This window comes from Pseudonocardia sp. C8, from assembly GCF_014267175.1.
Lineage (GTDB): Bacteria > Actinomycetota > Actinomycetes > Mycobacteriales > Pseudonocardiaceae > Pseudonocardia.
This window is the reverse complement of the sequence record NZ_JACMTR010000002.1, coordinates 5,946,244-5,960,274: the sequence shown is the minus strand read 5'-3', so window position 1 is coordinate 5,960,274 and position 14,031 is coordinate 5,946,244. Positions and strand designations below refer to the sequence as shown.

General features: G+C 74.0%; 16 protein-coding genes and 1 riboswitch. Of the genes, 8 read left to right on the top strand and 8 right to left on the bottom strand.

Going from position 1 to position 14,031, the window contains the following annotated elements:
- Position 1: 1 nt before the first annotated feature.
- Complete coding sequence (thiO, locus tag H7X46_RS28340; RefSeq protein WP_186362250.1) at positions 2–1,150, bottom strand: glycine oxidase ThiO; 1,149 nt, start codon at positions 1,148–1,150, stop codon at positions 2–4.
- Between the two features lie 16 nt (positions 1,151–1,166).
- Positions 1,167–1,253: riboswitch (TPP riboswitch) on the bottom strand.
- A 35-nt stretch (positions 1,254–1,288) separates the two neighbouring features.
- Here thiO and thiE point away from each other — a divergent pair.
- Positions 1,289–1,972: a thiamine phosphate synthase gene (thiE, locus tag H7X46_RS28335; protein ID WP_186362249.1), complete on the top strand. Its 684-nt coding sequence runs from the start codon at positions 1,289–1,291 to the stop codon at positions 1,970–1,972.
- 121 nt (positions 1,973–2,093) lie between these two features.
- On the opposite strand, the gene H7X46_RS28330 is transcribed toward thiE, so the two are convergent.
- On the bottom strand, positions 2,094–3,341 hold the full coding sequence (locus H7X46_RS28330) for a hypothetical protein (protein ID WP_186362248.1): 1,248 nt from the start codon (positions 3,339–3,341) through the stop codon (positions 2,094–2,096).
- A gap of 158 nt (positions 3,342–3,499) precedes the next feature.
- Complete coding sequence (locus tag H7X46_RS28325) at positions 3,500–4,168, bottom strand: DUF3159 domain-containing protein (RefSeq protein WP_186362247.1); 669 nt, start codon at positions 4,166–4,168, stop codon at positions 3,500–3,502.
- 155 nt (positions 4,169–4,323) lie between these two features.
- Between H7X46_RS28325 and H7X46_RS28320 the strand changes: the two genes are divergently transcribed.
- Positions 4,324–5,094, top strand: a complete 771-nt coding sequence (locus H7X46_RS28320; protein ID WP_370589028.1) for an SGNH/GDSL hydrolase family protein — start codon at positions 4,324–4,326, stop codon at positions 5,092–5,094.
- A gap of 92 nt (positions 5,095–5,186) precedes the next feature.
- Here the strand turns inward: H7X46_RS28320 and thpD are convergent, their stop codons facing one another.
- From thpD to ectA, 4 genes are all read right to left on the bottom strand, one after another.
- Positions 5,187–6,101, bottom strand: a complete 915-nt coding sequence (thpD, locus tag H7X46_RS28315; RefSeq protein ID WP_186362245.1) for an ectoine hydroxylase — start codon at positions 6,099–6,101, stop codon at positions 5,187–5,189.
- Between the two features lie 144 nt (positions 6,102–6,245).
- Complete coding sequence (locus H7X46_RS28310; RefSeq protein WP_186362244.1) at positions 6,246–6,641, bottom strand: ectoine synthase; 396 nt, start codon at positions 6,639–6,641, stop codon at positions 6,246–6,248.
- A gap of 7 nt (positions 6,642–6,648) precedes the next feature.
- Positions 6,649–7,902, bottom strand: a complete 1,254-nt coding sequence (ectB, locus tag H7X46_RS28305) for a diaminobutyrate--2-oxoglutarate transaminase (RefSeq protein WP_186362243.1) — start codon at positions 7,900–7,902, stop codon at positions 6,649–6,651.
- Positions 7,899–8,498, bottom strand: coding sequence for a diaminobutyrate acetyltransferase (gene ectA, locus H7X46_RS28300; protein WP_186362242.1), 600 nt, complete (start codon positions 8,496–8,498; stop codon positions 7,899–7,901). Before ectA ends, ectB begins: the two co-directional genes overlap by 4 nt.
- 323 nt (positions 8,499–8,821) lie before the next feature.
- On the opposite strand from ectA, the gene H7X46_RS28295 reads away from it, so the two are divergent.
- From H7X46_RS28295 to H7X46_RS28275, 5 genes are all read left to right on the top strand, one after another.
- Entirely contained in the window at positions 8,822–9,097 is a 276-nt protein-coding gene (locus tag H7X46_RS28295) for a hypothetical protein (RefSeq protein WP_186362241.1), read from the top strand.
- A 7-nt stretch (positions 9,098–9,104) separates the two neighbouring features.
- Entirely contained in the window at positions 9,105–10,112 is a 1,008-nt protein-coding gene (locus H7X46_RS28290; protein WP_186362240.1) for an NAD(P)-dependent oxidoreductase, read from the top strand.
- 132 nt (positions 10,113–10,244) lie between these two features.
- Positions 10,245–10,952: a hypothetical protein gene (locus H7X46_RS28285; protein WP_186362239.1), complete on the top strand. Its 708-nt coding sequence runs from the start codon at positions 10,245–10,247 to the stop codon at positions 10,950–10,952.
- Between the two features lie 57 nt (positions 10,953–11,009).
- On the top strand, positions 11,010–11,666 hold the full coding sequence (locus H7X46_RS28280; RefSeq protein WP_186362238.1) for a maleylpyruvate isomerase family mycothiol-dependent enzyme: 657 nt from the start codon (positions 11,010–11,012) through the stop codon (positions 11,664–11,666).
- Between the two features lie 49 nt (positions 11,667–11,715).
- Positions 11,716–12,300, top strand: a complete 585-nt coding sequence (locus H7X46_RS28275) for a hypothetical protein (protein WP_186362237.1) — start codon at positions 11,716–11,718, stop codon at positions 12,298–12,300.
- Positions 12,301–12,517: 217 nt separating this feature from the next.
- Here H7X46_RS28275 and H7X46_RS28270 read toward each other — a convergent pair whose 3' ends face one another.
- A complete protein-coding gene (locus H7X46_RS28270) occupies positions 12,518–13,222 on the bottom strand; it encodes a M15 family metallopeptidase (RefSeq protein ID WP_186362236.1) in 705 nt (234 codons plus the stop codon).
- Between the two features lie 89 nt (positions 13,223–13,311).
- Between H7X46_RS28270 and H7X46_RS28265 the strand changes: the two genes are divergently transcribed.
- Positions 13,312–14,022 (top strand): response regulator transcription factor, encoded by a 711-nt coding sequence (locus tag H7X46_RS28265; protein ID WP_186362235.1) that lies wholly within the window; start codon positions 13,312–13,314, stop codon positions 14,020–14,022.
- Positions 14,023–14,031: the final 9 nt, after the last annotated feature.

Genomic DNA, 14,031 nt, shown 5'->3' with positions numbered 1-14,031 from the left:
GTCAGCTCCTCTCGGCCGCGACCGAGGTGAAGCGGCGCGGGTCGGCGGCCCGCACGGCATCGGGCACGGCAGCGTCGCGCAGCACGGCGGCGACCGCGGCCGCCGTCACCGGGACGAGCAGCATGCCGTTGCGGCCGTGCCCGGTCGCGGCGATCAGCCCCTCCGGCCCGATTCGGCCGATGAGGGGAACATTGTCTCGGCTGCCCGGTCGCAGACCGGCCGCCGACTCGGTCAGCGCGTACTCCGCGATCCCGGGCAGGATCCGTTCGGCGTCCCGGAGCAGGTCGCGCACCCCGCCCACGGTGACGTCGGTGTCGAAGCCGTTCTCCGCCGTCGTCGCGCCGACCACGAGGTCACCGTGCCCCGGCAGGACCCGCGGGACGGCGTACACCGGGCGCCCGTCGACGAGCGCCCGGACGGTGCGGGCCGGCGGCGGCAGCGCACCGGGCCGGCGGGTGAGCCGCAGGACCTCGCCCTTCACCGGCCGGACCAGGCCCTCCAGCACCGGGTGCAACGACGACGAGTGCGCCCCCGCCGCGACCACGACCACGTCGGCCGCGACCTCGGTGCCGTCGGCGAGCCGGAGCCCGGTGACCCGCGCGCCGTCGTCGCGCACCGCGGCGACCGCACGCTCGTCGACCGTCACCCCGGCCCGCCCGCACGCGGCCCGCAGCGCCGCCAGCAGCCGGCGGTTGTCCACCGAGGGGTCGCCGGGCACCGAGAGGCCGCCGCGGACGTCCGGACCGATGGCCGGCTCCAGCCGGCGCAGCTCGCGACCGGTGAGCCGCTGCACCGGCCGGCCCAGCGACTCCAGGTACCCGGCGAGCGCGGTCAGCTCGTCGCGGTCACCGGAGCCGGTCGCCGCGACCACGGTGCCCGCCGGGTGCAGCCCGGCGTCGGTTCCCGCCTCGGCGGACAGCGCGGCCGCGAACTCCGGCCAGCGCGCCACCGAGTCCAGCCCGAGCGCCAGCAGGTCCTCCTCGCCCGGCCAGGCCTCGGTGACCGGGGCCAGCATCCCGCCGGCGACCCAGGACGCACCGCTGCCCGGGGCCGGGTCGAACACGGTCACGGCCCATCCGGCGTGCGCGGCCTCGCGGGCCACGGACAGCCCGATCGCACCGGCTCCGGCGACGGCCAGCCGCCTGGTCATGGTTCTGCCCACCTCACTCCCTGCGCCGGCATGACCCGGATCAGGTTCGACGGTCGGGACCGCTTCCGAGGTCCCCTCTCAGCCCGTTCGCCGGGCTCCCGTGGCTCTCACCTACGAACCTCCAGCGTACGCCGTAGCGTGCGGGCCGTGTCCGACACCGATACCCGCTCCACCCGCCTCGCCCGCCTGCAGGAGGCGAGGCTCTACCTCTGCACCGACGCCCGCACCGAGCAGGGCGACCTGGCCGCGTTCGCCGACGCCGCACTCGCCGGCGGGGTCGACATCGTCCAGCTCCGGGACAAGGGCGGACCGGACGGGCCGCTCGAGGCGAGGGCCGAGCTGGCCGCGCTGGACGTGCTCGCCGACGCCTGCCGCCGGCACGGCGCGCTGCTCGCGGTGAACGACCGGGCCGACGTCGCGCTGGCCGCCGGGGCCGACGTGCTGCACCTCGGCCAGGACGACCTGCCGGTGGCCTGGGCCCGCCGGATCGTGGGCGACGACGTGCTCGTCGGCCGGTCCTCGCACAGCCCGGACGAGACCCTGGCCGCCGCCGGCGAGGACGGCGTCGACTACTTCTGCGTGGGCCCCTGCTGGCCGACACCGACCAAGCCGGGCCGCCCCGCGCCGGGCCTCGACCTGGTCCGCACGGTCGCCGGGCGGGCCCCGGAGCGGCCGTGGTTCGCGATCGGCGGGATCGACGAGGAGCGCCTCGACGCGGTGCTCGAGGCCGGGGCGACCCGGATCGTCGTCGTCCGCGCCATCACGGGTGCCGACGACCCCCAGGCTGCTGCCGCCCGGCTGAAGGCCCGCCTCGCCCGCTGAGCCCCGTATGAACGGGGTCGGGACCGTTCCGTCGGGGCCGGCCTCCGCACGCACTTCCGGGCCGCACACACGACGGCGCCGGTGGGCCGTTGCCCACCGGCGCCGCGCGCGTCGTGCCGTCTCAGTTGGTGGGGGCGGCGCCGCCGTCCTCCCCGGACTGCTGACCGGAGTCCGGTTCCTGGCTCGGGACGATCCGGTCGAGCCCGTTCTGCAGCGGGTCGCTGCTGCTCCCGGACTCGGAGCCGCTGCCGGGCTGCGCCGACTCGCCGGTGCTCGGGCTCGTGCTCGTCGACTGCTCCGAGGTACCGGTCGGCGCCTCGCTGGTCGAGGTGGCGCTCTCCGAGCTCGACGGGTCGGTGGCACCGTTCTCGCCGCCCCGGTCGGGGGCCTCCGCCGGAGGCGCACCGCGGACGACGTTCCCGATCGAGGTGCCGGAGCCGTGGCCCGCCAGCGACGAGCCCTTGACGACCTCGATGCCGGTGATCAGGAACATCGCGACACCGAAGGTGACGACGCCGAGCACCGCGGACACGATCATCGCCCGGCGGGTGACCCGGACCCGCCGGAACCCGCCGAGTCCCGCACCGGACGCCGCGGCCGTGCGCGGCCGGCCGGGCGCGTGCGCCGGGTCGAGCAGGACGGTCTCCTCACCGGTCGGGCCCGCGGCTCCGCGGCCGGCCGACTGCCGGGCCGCGGCGACGGTCCCCTCGGCGACGCCCTTGCCCTTGCGGGCGACCGCCTTCTGCTTGAGCACGACCGCCTTGTCCTTGCTCACCTCGATCGACCGGGTGAACAGCGTGGTGGCCAGCGTGGTGACGATCGAGCCGAGCGCCGCGCCCAGGACGGTGCCGACCGCGCCGAGGAACGAGCCGAGGATCGCCGTGACGACCGCGGCGCCGGCGCCGGCCGCGATCTTCGTCGGGCTCAGCTCGGCCTTCAGCGAGGTCGTCTCGCCGGAGCCGTCGTCCTTGGCGGAGCCGGGCCCCTTCCCTGCGTCGGATCCCTTTCCGGGGCCGGCTCCGACCGGCCCGTTCGGGCCACCGGGACCGGAGGCCGGGCTCAGCTCGGTGGGCGCGGCCGCGGAGGTCATCGCGCGGGTCCGCGGGTATCCGCCCGGCGGGGTCCCCTGCGGGACGCCCGGGCCGGGGACCACCCGGGTCGGCCGCTGGCCGCCCGGCGGGGTCGCCGGCGGGACGCCGGGACCGGCGTGCGGGGGCCGGGCGGGTGCGGCGCGGCGCGGCTGCGGGACCTGGGGGGCGTCCGGGGACGCGACCGGGCGACCGGTGGCCGGTGGGACGGGGCGGGTGGGTCCGGGAACGCGCCGGTCGACATCACCGCGGCTGGGCTCCGGGGGGCGCTGGTGTGGCATGGCTCCTTGCAGTGGCATCGTGGGGCGGCGGTTCCACGGGTGAGAACGTCGGAGCGGCGCGAAACGCATCAGACGATCACCGGAAGTGACGACCTTCACGTCACCCGATCGAGGTCACGGTAAAATCACGATTCTAGTCGCAGCCCGGACCGGTCCCGTCACCGGGGGTGACGGATTCCCGGGTGATCGTCCGGCAGCGCCGTGCGCAGCAACGGCCACGACACGAGCACGCTCAGCCCCACGAGCGCCGGGCTGAGGACGGTCCGCGCCAGCCCGAGCAGCACGACCTGATCGGCCGCCCACAGCGGCAGGAACACGCTCAGCCGGACCAGGTACTGACCGACCCACGCCCAGGACGCCCGCTGGTACCCGCGGAGCAGGTCCGGGTCCCGGCGCCAGCGGGTCCGCTGCCCCAGCAGCCCCCCGACGATCACCCCGAGCAGCGGCCACCGTACGACGATCGAGATCGCCCAGGCGACCGCGCTGCCGACGTTCGACACGATCTGGACCAGGAAGAAGTCCGACGCCCGCCCGGTGAGCAGGGCGATGCCGGCGGCGGCCACCACCCCCGCCAGCCCGAGCAGCACCGCCCGCGGCTTACGGCCGCGGGCCAGCCGCCAGACCGCGACCCCGGCCCCCGACACGATCGCCGCGGCGGCCCCCCAGTTGATCGGGTACGCCGAGCCGAGGTACCCGGCGATGACCCACGCCAGCACGAAGCCGACCACGGGCACGGACGCGTCGACCGCACCGCCGCGCCCGCCGAGCAGTTCGGCGAGACCGGGGTCCTCCCGGGACGCGGCACGCGGGGCGGGATCGTGGGTCACCCCGCTCAGGGTGCCCTATCCCCGTGCCGGGGTCGACGCAGGCGAGTTGGCGCGCACCGCGACGAGGCGTGATCATTGAAGTAACGCAGGACTTCCGTCCGGTGAACAACAGGCAAGGAGCAGGCACGGATCAGGGCCGAAGGGGGGCGGTGCACGTGCAGCACCGGAGTTACGTCGCACTCGGGGACAGCTTCACCGAGGGCCTCGACGACTTCACCGAGGACGGCCGGCCACGCGGGTGGGCCGACCGGGTCGCCGAGACCCTCGCCGCGCGGCACCCCGGCTTCGGGTACGCCAACCTCGCCGTCCGCGGGAAGGTCCTGGACCAGATCGTCGCCGACCAGATCCCGGTCGCCGAGGCGATCCGCCCCGATCTCATCACGTTCTGCGCCGGCGGGAACGACATCATCGGCTGGACCTGCGACACCGACGACCTCGCCGCGCGCTTCGACGCCGCCCTGGGCCGGCTGGTCGCGACCGGGGCCGAGGTGCTGATCTTCACCGGGTTCGACCTGCGCCGGATGCACCCGTTCATACGGCGGCTCCGCGGCCGGATCGCCTGCTACAACGAGCTGATGCGGGCCTCGGCCGAGCGGCACGGCTGCCGCGTCGTCGACCTCTGGGCGATGGACGCGCTGGCCGACCCGCGGGCCTGGGGACCGGACCGGCTGCACCTGGTGCCGCACGCGCACGAGCGGGTGGCCTGGCGGGTGCTGGAGGCGCTCGGCGAGCCGGCCGGGGACTGGCGGGCGCCGTGGCCGGAGCCCGAGGCCGGGCCGACGCCGTGGCGCACCCGGCAGGTCGAGGACCTGCGCTGGGTCACCCGGCACGTGATGCCCTACGTCCGCAAGCGGCTGCGCGGCGCGCACACCGGCGACGGGTACCGGCCCAAGCGTCCGACGCTCGCGCCGGTCACCCTGGCCTGAAACGGCGACGGCGCCCGCCCCGCTTCCCGGGGACGGGCGCCGCCGTCAACTGATGAGCTTGTGGTGGTTAGCGCGTTGGGTGCGTGCTCGCGTCAGCGCACCGGGGTGAAGTCCCGCGCACCGATGTAGGCCGGACGCGGCTTCGGGGCGTAGAACGGCTCCACGCACGCGTTCTCGACGCTGTTGAACACCAGGAAGATGTTCGAGCGCGCGTACGGGGTGATGTTGTCACCGGAGCCGTGCATGCAGTTCGAGTCGAACCAGGTCGCCGAACCGGCCTTCCCGGTCATCATCGCGATCCCGTGCCGGTTCGCCAGCGCGGTGATCGAGTCGTTGTCCGGGGTCCCGATCTCCTGCTCCTTGAGCGAGGTCCGGTAGTAGTCCTCCGGGGTCTCGCCGACGCACGAGACGAACGTCCGGTGCGAACCGGGCATGATCATCAGGCAGCCGTTGTACGGGTGGTTGTCGGTCAGCGAGATCGAGCAGCTGACCGCCCGCGGGGTCGGCATGCCGTCCTCGGCGTGCCAGGTCTCGAAGTCGGAGTGCCAGTAGAAGCCACCGCCGCCGAACCCGGGCTTGTAGTTGATCCGGCTCTGGTGGACGTAGACGTCCGACCCCAGGATCTGGCGGGCGCGGGAGAGCACCCGCTCGTCGCGGACCAGGCGCGCGATCGCGGACGAGATCCGGTGGACCTCGAAGATCGACCGCACCTCGTCGGAGGACTTCTCGATGATGCACCGCTCGTCCGAGCGGACGGCGGGGTCGTTGGCGAGCCGGTCCAGCTCGGCCTGGAAGAAGGCGACCTCCTCGCCGGTGAGCAGGCCGGGGACCTGCACGAAGCCGTCGCGCTCGTGCGCGTCGAGCTCCTGCGCCCCGAACATCCCGGCGCTCGAGCGGTCTCCCCAGACGGTGGGCTCCGCCCGCTCGATGAAGGCGGGCTCGCGGGAGACCCGCGTGTAGTAACGGTCGACCCGGGTGCGGGCGTCGCTCCCGACCACGGCTGTCATGGACATTCCTCCTCGTCCGGTGTTGCGGTCATTCCCTTCGAACGGGTCGTGGTCTCGAAACCACGACGGGGGCGTCCCCGCTGTAGCACAGCGGAAACGCCCCACGCAGTGAGCTGGGCTACGCCGGCAGGCGCAGGATCCGGGTCAGTCCTCGACGATCAGCGGGTACACGCCGTTCTCGTCGTGCACCTCCCGGCCGGTCACCGGGGGGTTGAAGACGCAGACGGTCCGCATGAGCGTCTTCGGGCGCAGCTGGTGGCGCTCGTTCCCGTTCAGCAGGTACATCGAGCCGGGCTTGAGCTGGTAGGTGACGTCGTTGTCCTTGTCGTAGAGCTCGCCCTCACCCTCGGTGACGAAGACGGCTTCGATGTGGTTCGCGTACCAGAAGTCGTTCACCGTCTCCGGCTGGAGCACGGTCTCGTGGACCGAGAACCCGACCTTGTCGCCGGCGAGCACGATGCGCTTGCTGCGCCACTGCTTGTGCTCGGGCTCGACGTCGCGCTCGGTCCCGGTGATCTCGTCGAGAGTACGGACGATCATATGGCTATCAGCTCCCGATGACGGTTCGGACGGACTCGCCGATGATCGCAAGACCCTCGTCGATCTCGTCGTCGGTGGTCGTCAGCGGTGGCAGGAGCTTCAGCACCTCGTCGTTCGGGCCCGCGGTCTCCAGCAGCATCCGCTGCTCGAAGGCCTTGCCGGCGATCTTCTCGGCGAGCCCGTCACCCTCGAACTGGATCCCGCGGGCCAGGCCGCGGCCCTTGGCGAACATCTCGGCGCCGGGGTTCTCGGCGATGATCTTCTGGAAGCCCTCCTCGATCTTCTCGCCCTTGCGGAGGGTCTCCTTCTCGAGGGTGTCGTCGGTCCACCAGGTCCGCAGCGTGTGGGTGGCCGTGACGAAGGCCGGGTTGTTGCCGCGGAAGGTGCCGTTGTGCTCACCGGGGCCCCACTGGTCGTACTCGGGCTTGATGAGCACGAGCGCCATCGGCAGGCCGTACCCGGAGATCGACTTCGAGACGGTGACGATGTCCGGCTTGATGCCGGCGATCTCGAACGAGAAGAACGGGCCGGTGCGGCCGCAGCCCATCTGGACGTCGTCGACGATCAGCAGGAGCTCCTTGCGGCGGCACAGGTCCTCGAGGCCCTGCAGCCACTCGATGCGGGCCGGGTTCAGGCCGCCCTCGCCCTGCACGGTCTCGACGATGACGGCGGCCGGCTCGTTCAGGCTGGACCCGGCGTCGTCGAGCACTTTCTCGAACCACAGGAAGTCGGGCACCTTGCCGTCGAAGTAGTTGTCGAACGGCATCGGCGTCGAGTGGACCAGCGGGATGCCGGCGCCGCCGCGCTTCATCGAGTTGCCGGTCACCGACAGCGCGCCCAGGGTCATGCCGTGGAACGCGTTGGTGAAGTTGATCAGCGCTTCCTTGCCGGTGATCTTGCGCGCCAGCTTGAGCGCGGACTCGACGGCGTTGGCACCGGTCGGGCCGGGGAACTGGACCTTGTAGTCCAGCCCGCGCGGGCCCAGGATGATCTCCTGGAAGGTGTCCAGGAACTCGCCCTTGGCCCGGGTGTACATGTCCAGGCCGTGCGTGATGCCGTCGCGCGTGAGGTAGTCGATCAGCGGTTTCTTGAGCTCGTCGGGGTTGTGCCCGTAGTTGAGCGCCCCGGCACCGCCGAAGAAGTCGAGGTAGGAGTTGCCGTCGACGTCGGTCAGCCGGCTCCCCTTGGCCGTGTCGAAGACGACCGGCCAGTTGCGGCAGTAGCTGCGGACCTGTGACTCGAGATCCTCGAAAACGGTCATGTCGTTCCACCCTCTGTGTCCTGCACGCCGGCGGAGCGTGCGATCGGGCCGATGCGGTACAGATGCTCCGGCTCGTGGGAGTCGCCGAGCAGCTCGGGACCGAAGAGGTCCTCGCGCTCGATCGACGTGTCATGGCGTCCGGCGAAGGAGCTGAAAAGCCGGATGGACGACTCGTTGTCCGGGGTGATGGTCGTCTCCATCCGGTCCACCCCCGCGTCGGCGACCGCCCGGTCCCAGACCGCGTCGAGCATGCGGCCGGCCAGCCCGGCGCCCCGCGCGACCGGGTCCACGCACACCTGCCAGACCAGCAGGGTGCGCCCGGCCTGCGGGCGCAGGTAGCCGGTGACGTAGCCGACGGCGCGGCCGTCGTCCCGGCGGGCGATCACCGAGGTGCGCGCGAAGTCGCGGCACCACAGCACGTAGGCGTAGCGGGAGTTCGCGTCCAGCGTCCGCGACTCGACGGCGAGCCGCCACATGTCGACCCCGTCGGCCGGGTCCGGGACCACGATCTCGTAGGACGGGTCGCCGGCATCGGCGGCCGGCTCGGAGCGTGCAGCACCGGACACCGGAGATCCGGCCTGCTCGGGAGCAATCATGTCGGTCGAGATTAACGGGACGGCAGTGCGCGTGCAGGTTCTGCGGCCCCGAGCCCGATCGGCCGGTGGGCATTCGGGTGATCGGCGTCACGCCCGGCGGCCGGCCGGGTGAACGGGCCGTTCCCCCAGGAAAGCGCCGGGTTCCGGGCCGCGACGCGGCATGATCGGCCGGCGCTCGCGACCGGCGCGTCGGCCGCCGTAGTGGTTCTCGCCACTCTCCGCGACGAGGAAGCAACCAATTCGGCCGTTCGTGCGGATGCACTTGCATCTGCACGGACCCAGGCGCGACGATGGCCTCTCCGCCGCAACAGCGAGGAGTCGCCGTGTCGGTACCGTCCGCGAGCACGCGCCAGGCCACGACCACCGGCCGCACCGAGCCGGGTGTCGCCGTGACCTGTGCCCGCGACGGTCGCAGCCACGTCGTCCCGCACGCCGTGCTCGCCGAGTCACTGGCTTCCGGGAGCGGGCAGTGCTCCGCCCTGTGCGGGCACATCGTGCTGCCGGCCTCGCTGGCCTCGCCCCCCGGCGAGCGCTGTATCCTCTGCGCCGAGGCCTCCGGGGTGACCCGCCGCCCGCCGCGCCGGCGGTTGTGGCGCTAACGCGCCCGTGAGTGGAAAGCAGGGCCCTGGCCACGGCAACCACTCACGAGTGCTGGTCACCGGCAGCGCGGGGCACCTCGGTGAGGCGCTGGTCCGGACCCTCCGGCAGGACGGCGTGCCCGTCACCGGGCTGGACGTGCTGCCCTCGCCGTGGACGGACGTCGTCGCCTCGCTGACCGACCGGGCCGCGCTCGCCCGGGCGCTGGACGGCGTCACGCACGTGCTGCACACCGCGACCCTGCACAAGCCGCACGTCGGCTCGCACACCCGGCAGGACTTCGTCGACACCAACGTCTCCGGGACGCTCGCGGTGCTCGAGGAGTCCGCGGCCGCGGGCGTGCGCGGCGTCGTGTTCACGTCGTCGACCAGCGCGTTCGGGCGGGCCCTCACCCCGGTCCCCGGCGGGCCCGCCACCTGGATCGACGAGACTGTCGTCCCGCGGGTGCGCAACGTCTACGGCGCCACCAAGACCGCGGCCGAGGAGCTGTGCGAGCTGGCGGCGCAGGACCCCGGGCTGCCGGTCGTGGTGCTGCGGACCTCACGGTTCTTCCCGGAGGCCGACGACCGCGACGACGTCCGGGAGCGGTTCGACGACACCGCGCTCAAGCTCGTCGAGTTCTGCCACCGCCGGGTGGACGTCGCCGACGTCGTGTCCGCGCACCTGGCGGCGGCCCGCCGGGCTCCGGAGCTCGGATTCGCGCGGTACGTCATCAGCGCGCCGCCGCCGTTCACCCGCGACGACCTGGCCGCGCTCGGGCGGAACCCGGCGCCGGTGCTGGCCCGCCGGGCGCCGGGGGTGGCGGCGCTGCTGCGCGAGCGCGGCTGGGCCGTCCCCGCGGTGGACCGCGTCTACTCGCCGGCCCGCGCGGTCGCGGAGCTGGGCTGGAGACCGGTGTGGGACGCCGAGGCCGTGGCCGCGCGCGTCCGCGACGGTGCCGCACCCCGCAGCCCGCTGGCCGACGCCGTCGGGACGAAGGGGTACCACGCCGAGCCGACCGGCGTGTACACCCGGTGAGTTCACCTCACCGAACCAGGTGACTCTAGGACGCAAGGGCTAACGCCACGGGTGCGGGCGGCGGTAAGGGTGTCACAGCACGCGGGTGCCGGCGCACCGCGTCGCACCGCCGTCCCGAGCCCGGAGGTCCGCATGACCGGCCCGCAGCAGTCCCGGCCCAGCCCCACCGTGCGCGGGGGCGACGACCCCTCCGGTACGCGCCCGTCCCCGCGGCCGCGGCACGGGCGTGCCGACGAGGACGACCCGGCCGGACAGGAGGGCGGTTACCCGGACCTGCGGACGCTCCGGCCCACCGAGCGGCCACAGCCCCGGGCCGGGGTCACGTCCGGCGATCTCTACGGCGGAGCGGGCCGGTCCGCGCGTCCCGGCCCGGACGACCGCGGCGGGACCGGTGCCGACGCTCCGGCGGCCCCCGTCCCGGCCCAGCGCGGCACCCCGGAGGCCGGCCGGCGGCCCACCACGGTCGCCGAGGCGGCCGCGGCCCGCTTCGGCGCACCGGACGACGCTCCGACCGCTCCCGGGACCGGTGCCGGTGCCGCTCCCACGCCCGGTACAGCGCCGTCCGCCGGCTCGGCGACCGCCGGCGCGCCCGGCACGGGTCCGCAGCACGACGACCGGCGGCGCCCCGCCGCCGGGCCGGTCACCGTGGCCAGGGACCCGGCCACCCTCACCGTCCTGCGGGTGATCACCTACGTGCTGGTGTCGGTATCCTGCCTGGTGTTCCTGGCCGGTGCGGCGTACGCCGTCCTGACCTGGCTGGAGCTGCGGGCGGCAGTGGGCTCCTCCCCGCTGTTCGGCGGCGGGTCGCCGTTCGGGCCGGGGCCGGTGCCCGGCGGGTGACCCGGCCGGGACGGCCCGTGCAGATGAGTTCCACGCCGCCGGGGAGTCGGCCGTGGCATGAGCATCGATCCCCGCACCGTCCCGCAGCCCGAGCTGCGCTCCGCGATCGCCGAGGAGCGCGTCGCGCTCGCCGACGACCTCGCCGGCCTGACCGACGACGAGTGGCGGGCACCGTCGCTGTGCACCGGCTGGACCGTGCACGAGGTCGTCGCGCACGTCTCGCAGTCCGGGTTCCCGCACACCTGGGCGTGGATCGCGGCGGCGATCCGGCACGGCGGCCCGGACGGCGGCGAGGACGTCCGCACCCGGGCCCGGGCGGCCCGCCACACGCCGGCCGAGCTGGTCGAGCAGCTGCGGGCCAGCGCGTCCTCGACCTACCGGCTGCCGCTCAGCAACCGCTGGGATCCCTACGTCGACCTGCTCGTCCACGGCCAGGACGCGTTGCGCCCGCTCGGCCGGACCCACCCGGTACCCACCCGGCTGCTCGCCCCCGCGCTCACCTTCGCCTGGCACAGCCCGCTGTACGGCGTGCGGCGACGGCTGCGGACGGTCCGGTTCGTGGCCACCGACCTGGACTGGAGCGCCGGTGACGGCCCGCTCGAGCTCCACGGACCGGCCGGGGACCTGCTGCTCGCGGTGACCGGCCGCCCGGCCGGGCTCGCGGGCCTGACCGGCAGCGGCCGGGAGGCGGCCGCCGCGACCCTGGGCGGCTGAACCGCGATCTTCCGTACGCTGGAGGTCCACGAAGGAGGACCTCCCGCCGGTGAAGACCCGTGTCGCCCCGCTGCTGGGCGTGCTGCTCGTGCTCCTGCTGCTCGGTGGTGCCGCGGCCTGGTTCGCCACGTCCCGGGGGTTCACCACCGGCGACCTGTGGGAGATCGTGGACCCGCCTCCGCCGGAGGCGTGCGCCGCCGACGACCCGACGACGTCGGGCTGCCTCACCCCGTCCGCGCTGCGCCTGCACGACGCGGCCGTGGCCCGGTTCGGCGAGCCCGGCCCGGACGCCCCGGTCCGGGCGATCACGTGCTGGTCCGAGCACGCGTGGAACCCGTCCAGCGACCACCCGGCCGGGCGGGCCTGCGACTTCTTCCCGGCCGGGTACGGCGCGTTCCCGGCCGGCCAGGACCTCGACGACGGCTGGGCCGTCGCGAACTGGCTGCGGGAGAACGCCACCGAGCTACGGGTGCGCTACGTGATCTGGCAGGGCCGGATCTGGTACCGCGGCACCGGCGACGAGGGCGAGGGCCGGGCCGGCTGGGGCCGCCCGTACAACGGCGGCGGCGTCTACGACCCGCAGGACGCGACCGGCGGGCACTACGACCACGTGCACGTCAGCGTCCGCCGGTGACTGGTACTCGCCGACGGCACGGCGAGTCGGGTCGGTCGCGCGACAGCCCTGCGGCCGGGAGCACCCCGGCCGCTGAACCGGCCTCGGGGGAGGTCGAGGTCGACGCCGCGCAGGGCCTGCGCCTCGGTGTCGTCCCGGCCGTAGGTCGTGGTCAGCGCCCGCGCGCCGGCGGCCGGGGTCGGCCGGGGCGCGTGCGGGAGGTCGCCGAGCATTCTGGTCACTGCTGCAACCTCGGATCGTGTGTGGGGTCGGCGTACATGCCCGGGCAACCGCGATCGACGGCGTCGGGGCGCAGCTCGAAGTGCCAGGGTTCGTTGCGGTAGACCTGGCACAGCCCGTAGCCGGCGCCGTAGCTGGACAGCCACGCCACGGCATCGGACCCCCCGAGGTCGACCGCGTCCCCGGAGACGTGCCGGGAGGTGTCCGCCGTGGCCACCCACCGGGCGGCTTCCTTCTCCGAGCCGTACCGGGAGGTGGCCTCGCGACGCAGCTGATCCTGGTACTCCGGGGAACGCCAGCCGCTGTTGACGTAGAACGTGACCCCGCCGGGCGCGGCATCCTCCGCGGCCCGATGGAGGGCGGTGAGCAGTGCCGGGTCGAGTTCGGACACGGCCGGGAACTCGTCGTCGAAGACCGTCACGCCGCCGGGGACGACACCACCGGCCACGCCGCCGGCACCATCGCCGGCGCGGTCGTCGTCGCCCGGGGGAAGGTGCTGCCGCGGGCCGTCCTGTGCCGGCCGGGGGATCCCTTCCGGACCCGCTGCGGGAACGGAGTCGGCGCGGGGACCGTGCGGGAGCGACGAGGACGAGGCCGCCCACGACTGGTAGCCGAGTGCCCCGACGATCGCGACGACCACGGCGACGGCGACCGTCGATCGGGTGGCGCGGGTTGCGGTCGGTGCCGGTGCGGGGGAGGTCATGCCTCCAGCCAAGGCCGCGTGGCGTTGCCGGCACGTATCCGGTTCTCGATACGCCGGCGATAGGCGCGGCCCCGTAGCATCGCGTACTTGTGCGCGTGTTGGTCGTCGAGGACGAGCCCTACCTGGCAGAAGCGATCCGCGACGGGCTGCGACTGGCCGCGATCGCAGCGGATCTCGCCGGTGACGGTGCCACCGCACTGGAGCTGCTGGACATCAACACCTACGACATCGCCGTCCTCGACCGCGACGTCCCCGGGCCCTCCGGAGACGAGATCGCCGCACGCATCGTCGCCTCCGGCAGCGGCATGCCGATCCTCATGCTCACCGCCGCCGACCGGCTCGACGACAAGGCGACCGGGTTCGAGCTCGGCGCCGACGACTACCTCACCAAGCCGTTCGAGCTCCGCGAGCTCGTGCTCCGCCTCCGGGCTCTCGACCGCAGGCGCGCACACCACCGGCCACCGGTGCGCGAGATCGCGGGCCTGCGTCTGGACCCGTTCCGCCGCGAGGTCTACCGCGACGGCCGCCACGTCGCGCTCACCCGGAAACAGTTCGCGGTGCTCGAGGTCCTCGTCGCGGCCGAGGGCGGCGTCGTCAGCGCCGAGGACCTCCTGGAACGGGCGTGGGACGAGAACGCCGACCCGTTCACCAACGCCGTCCGTATCACCGTCTCGGCCCTGCGCAAGCGGCTCGGCGAGCCCGGGATCATCACCACCGTGGCCGGCGTCGGCTACCGCATCGACACCGAGCGGGGCTCGCCGGAGCGAGCGGACAGCTCGGCACCCGGCTCCCTGGCGTGAGTGAGCAGG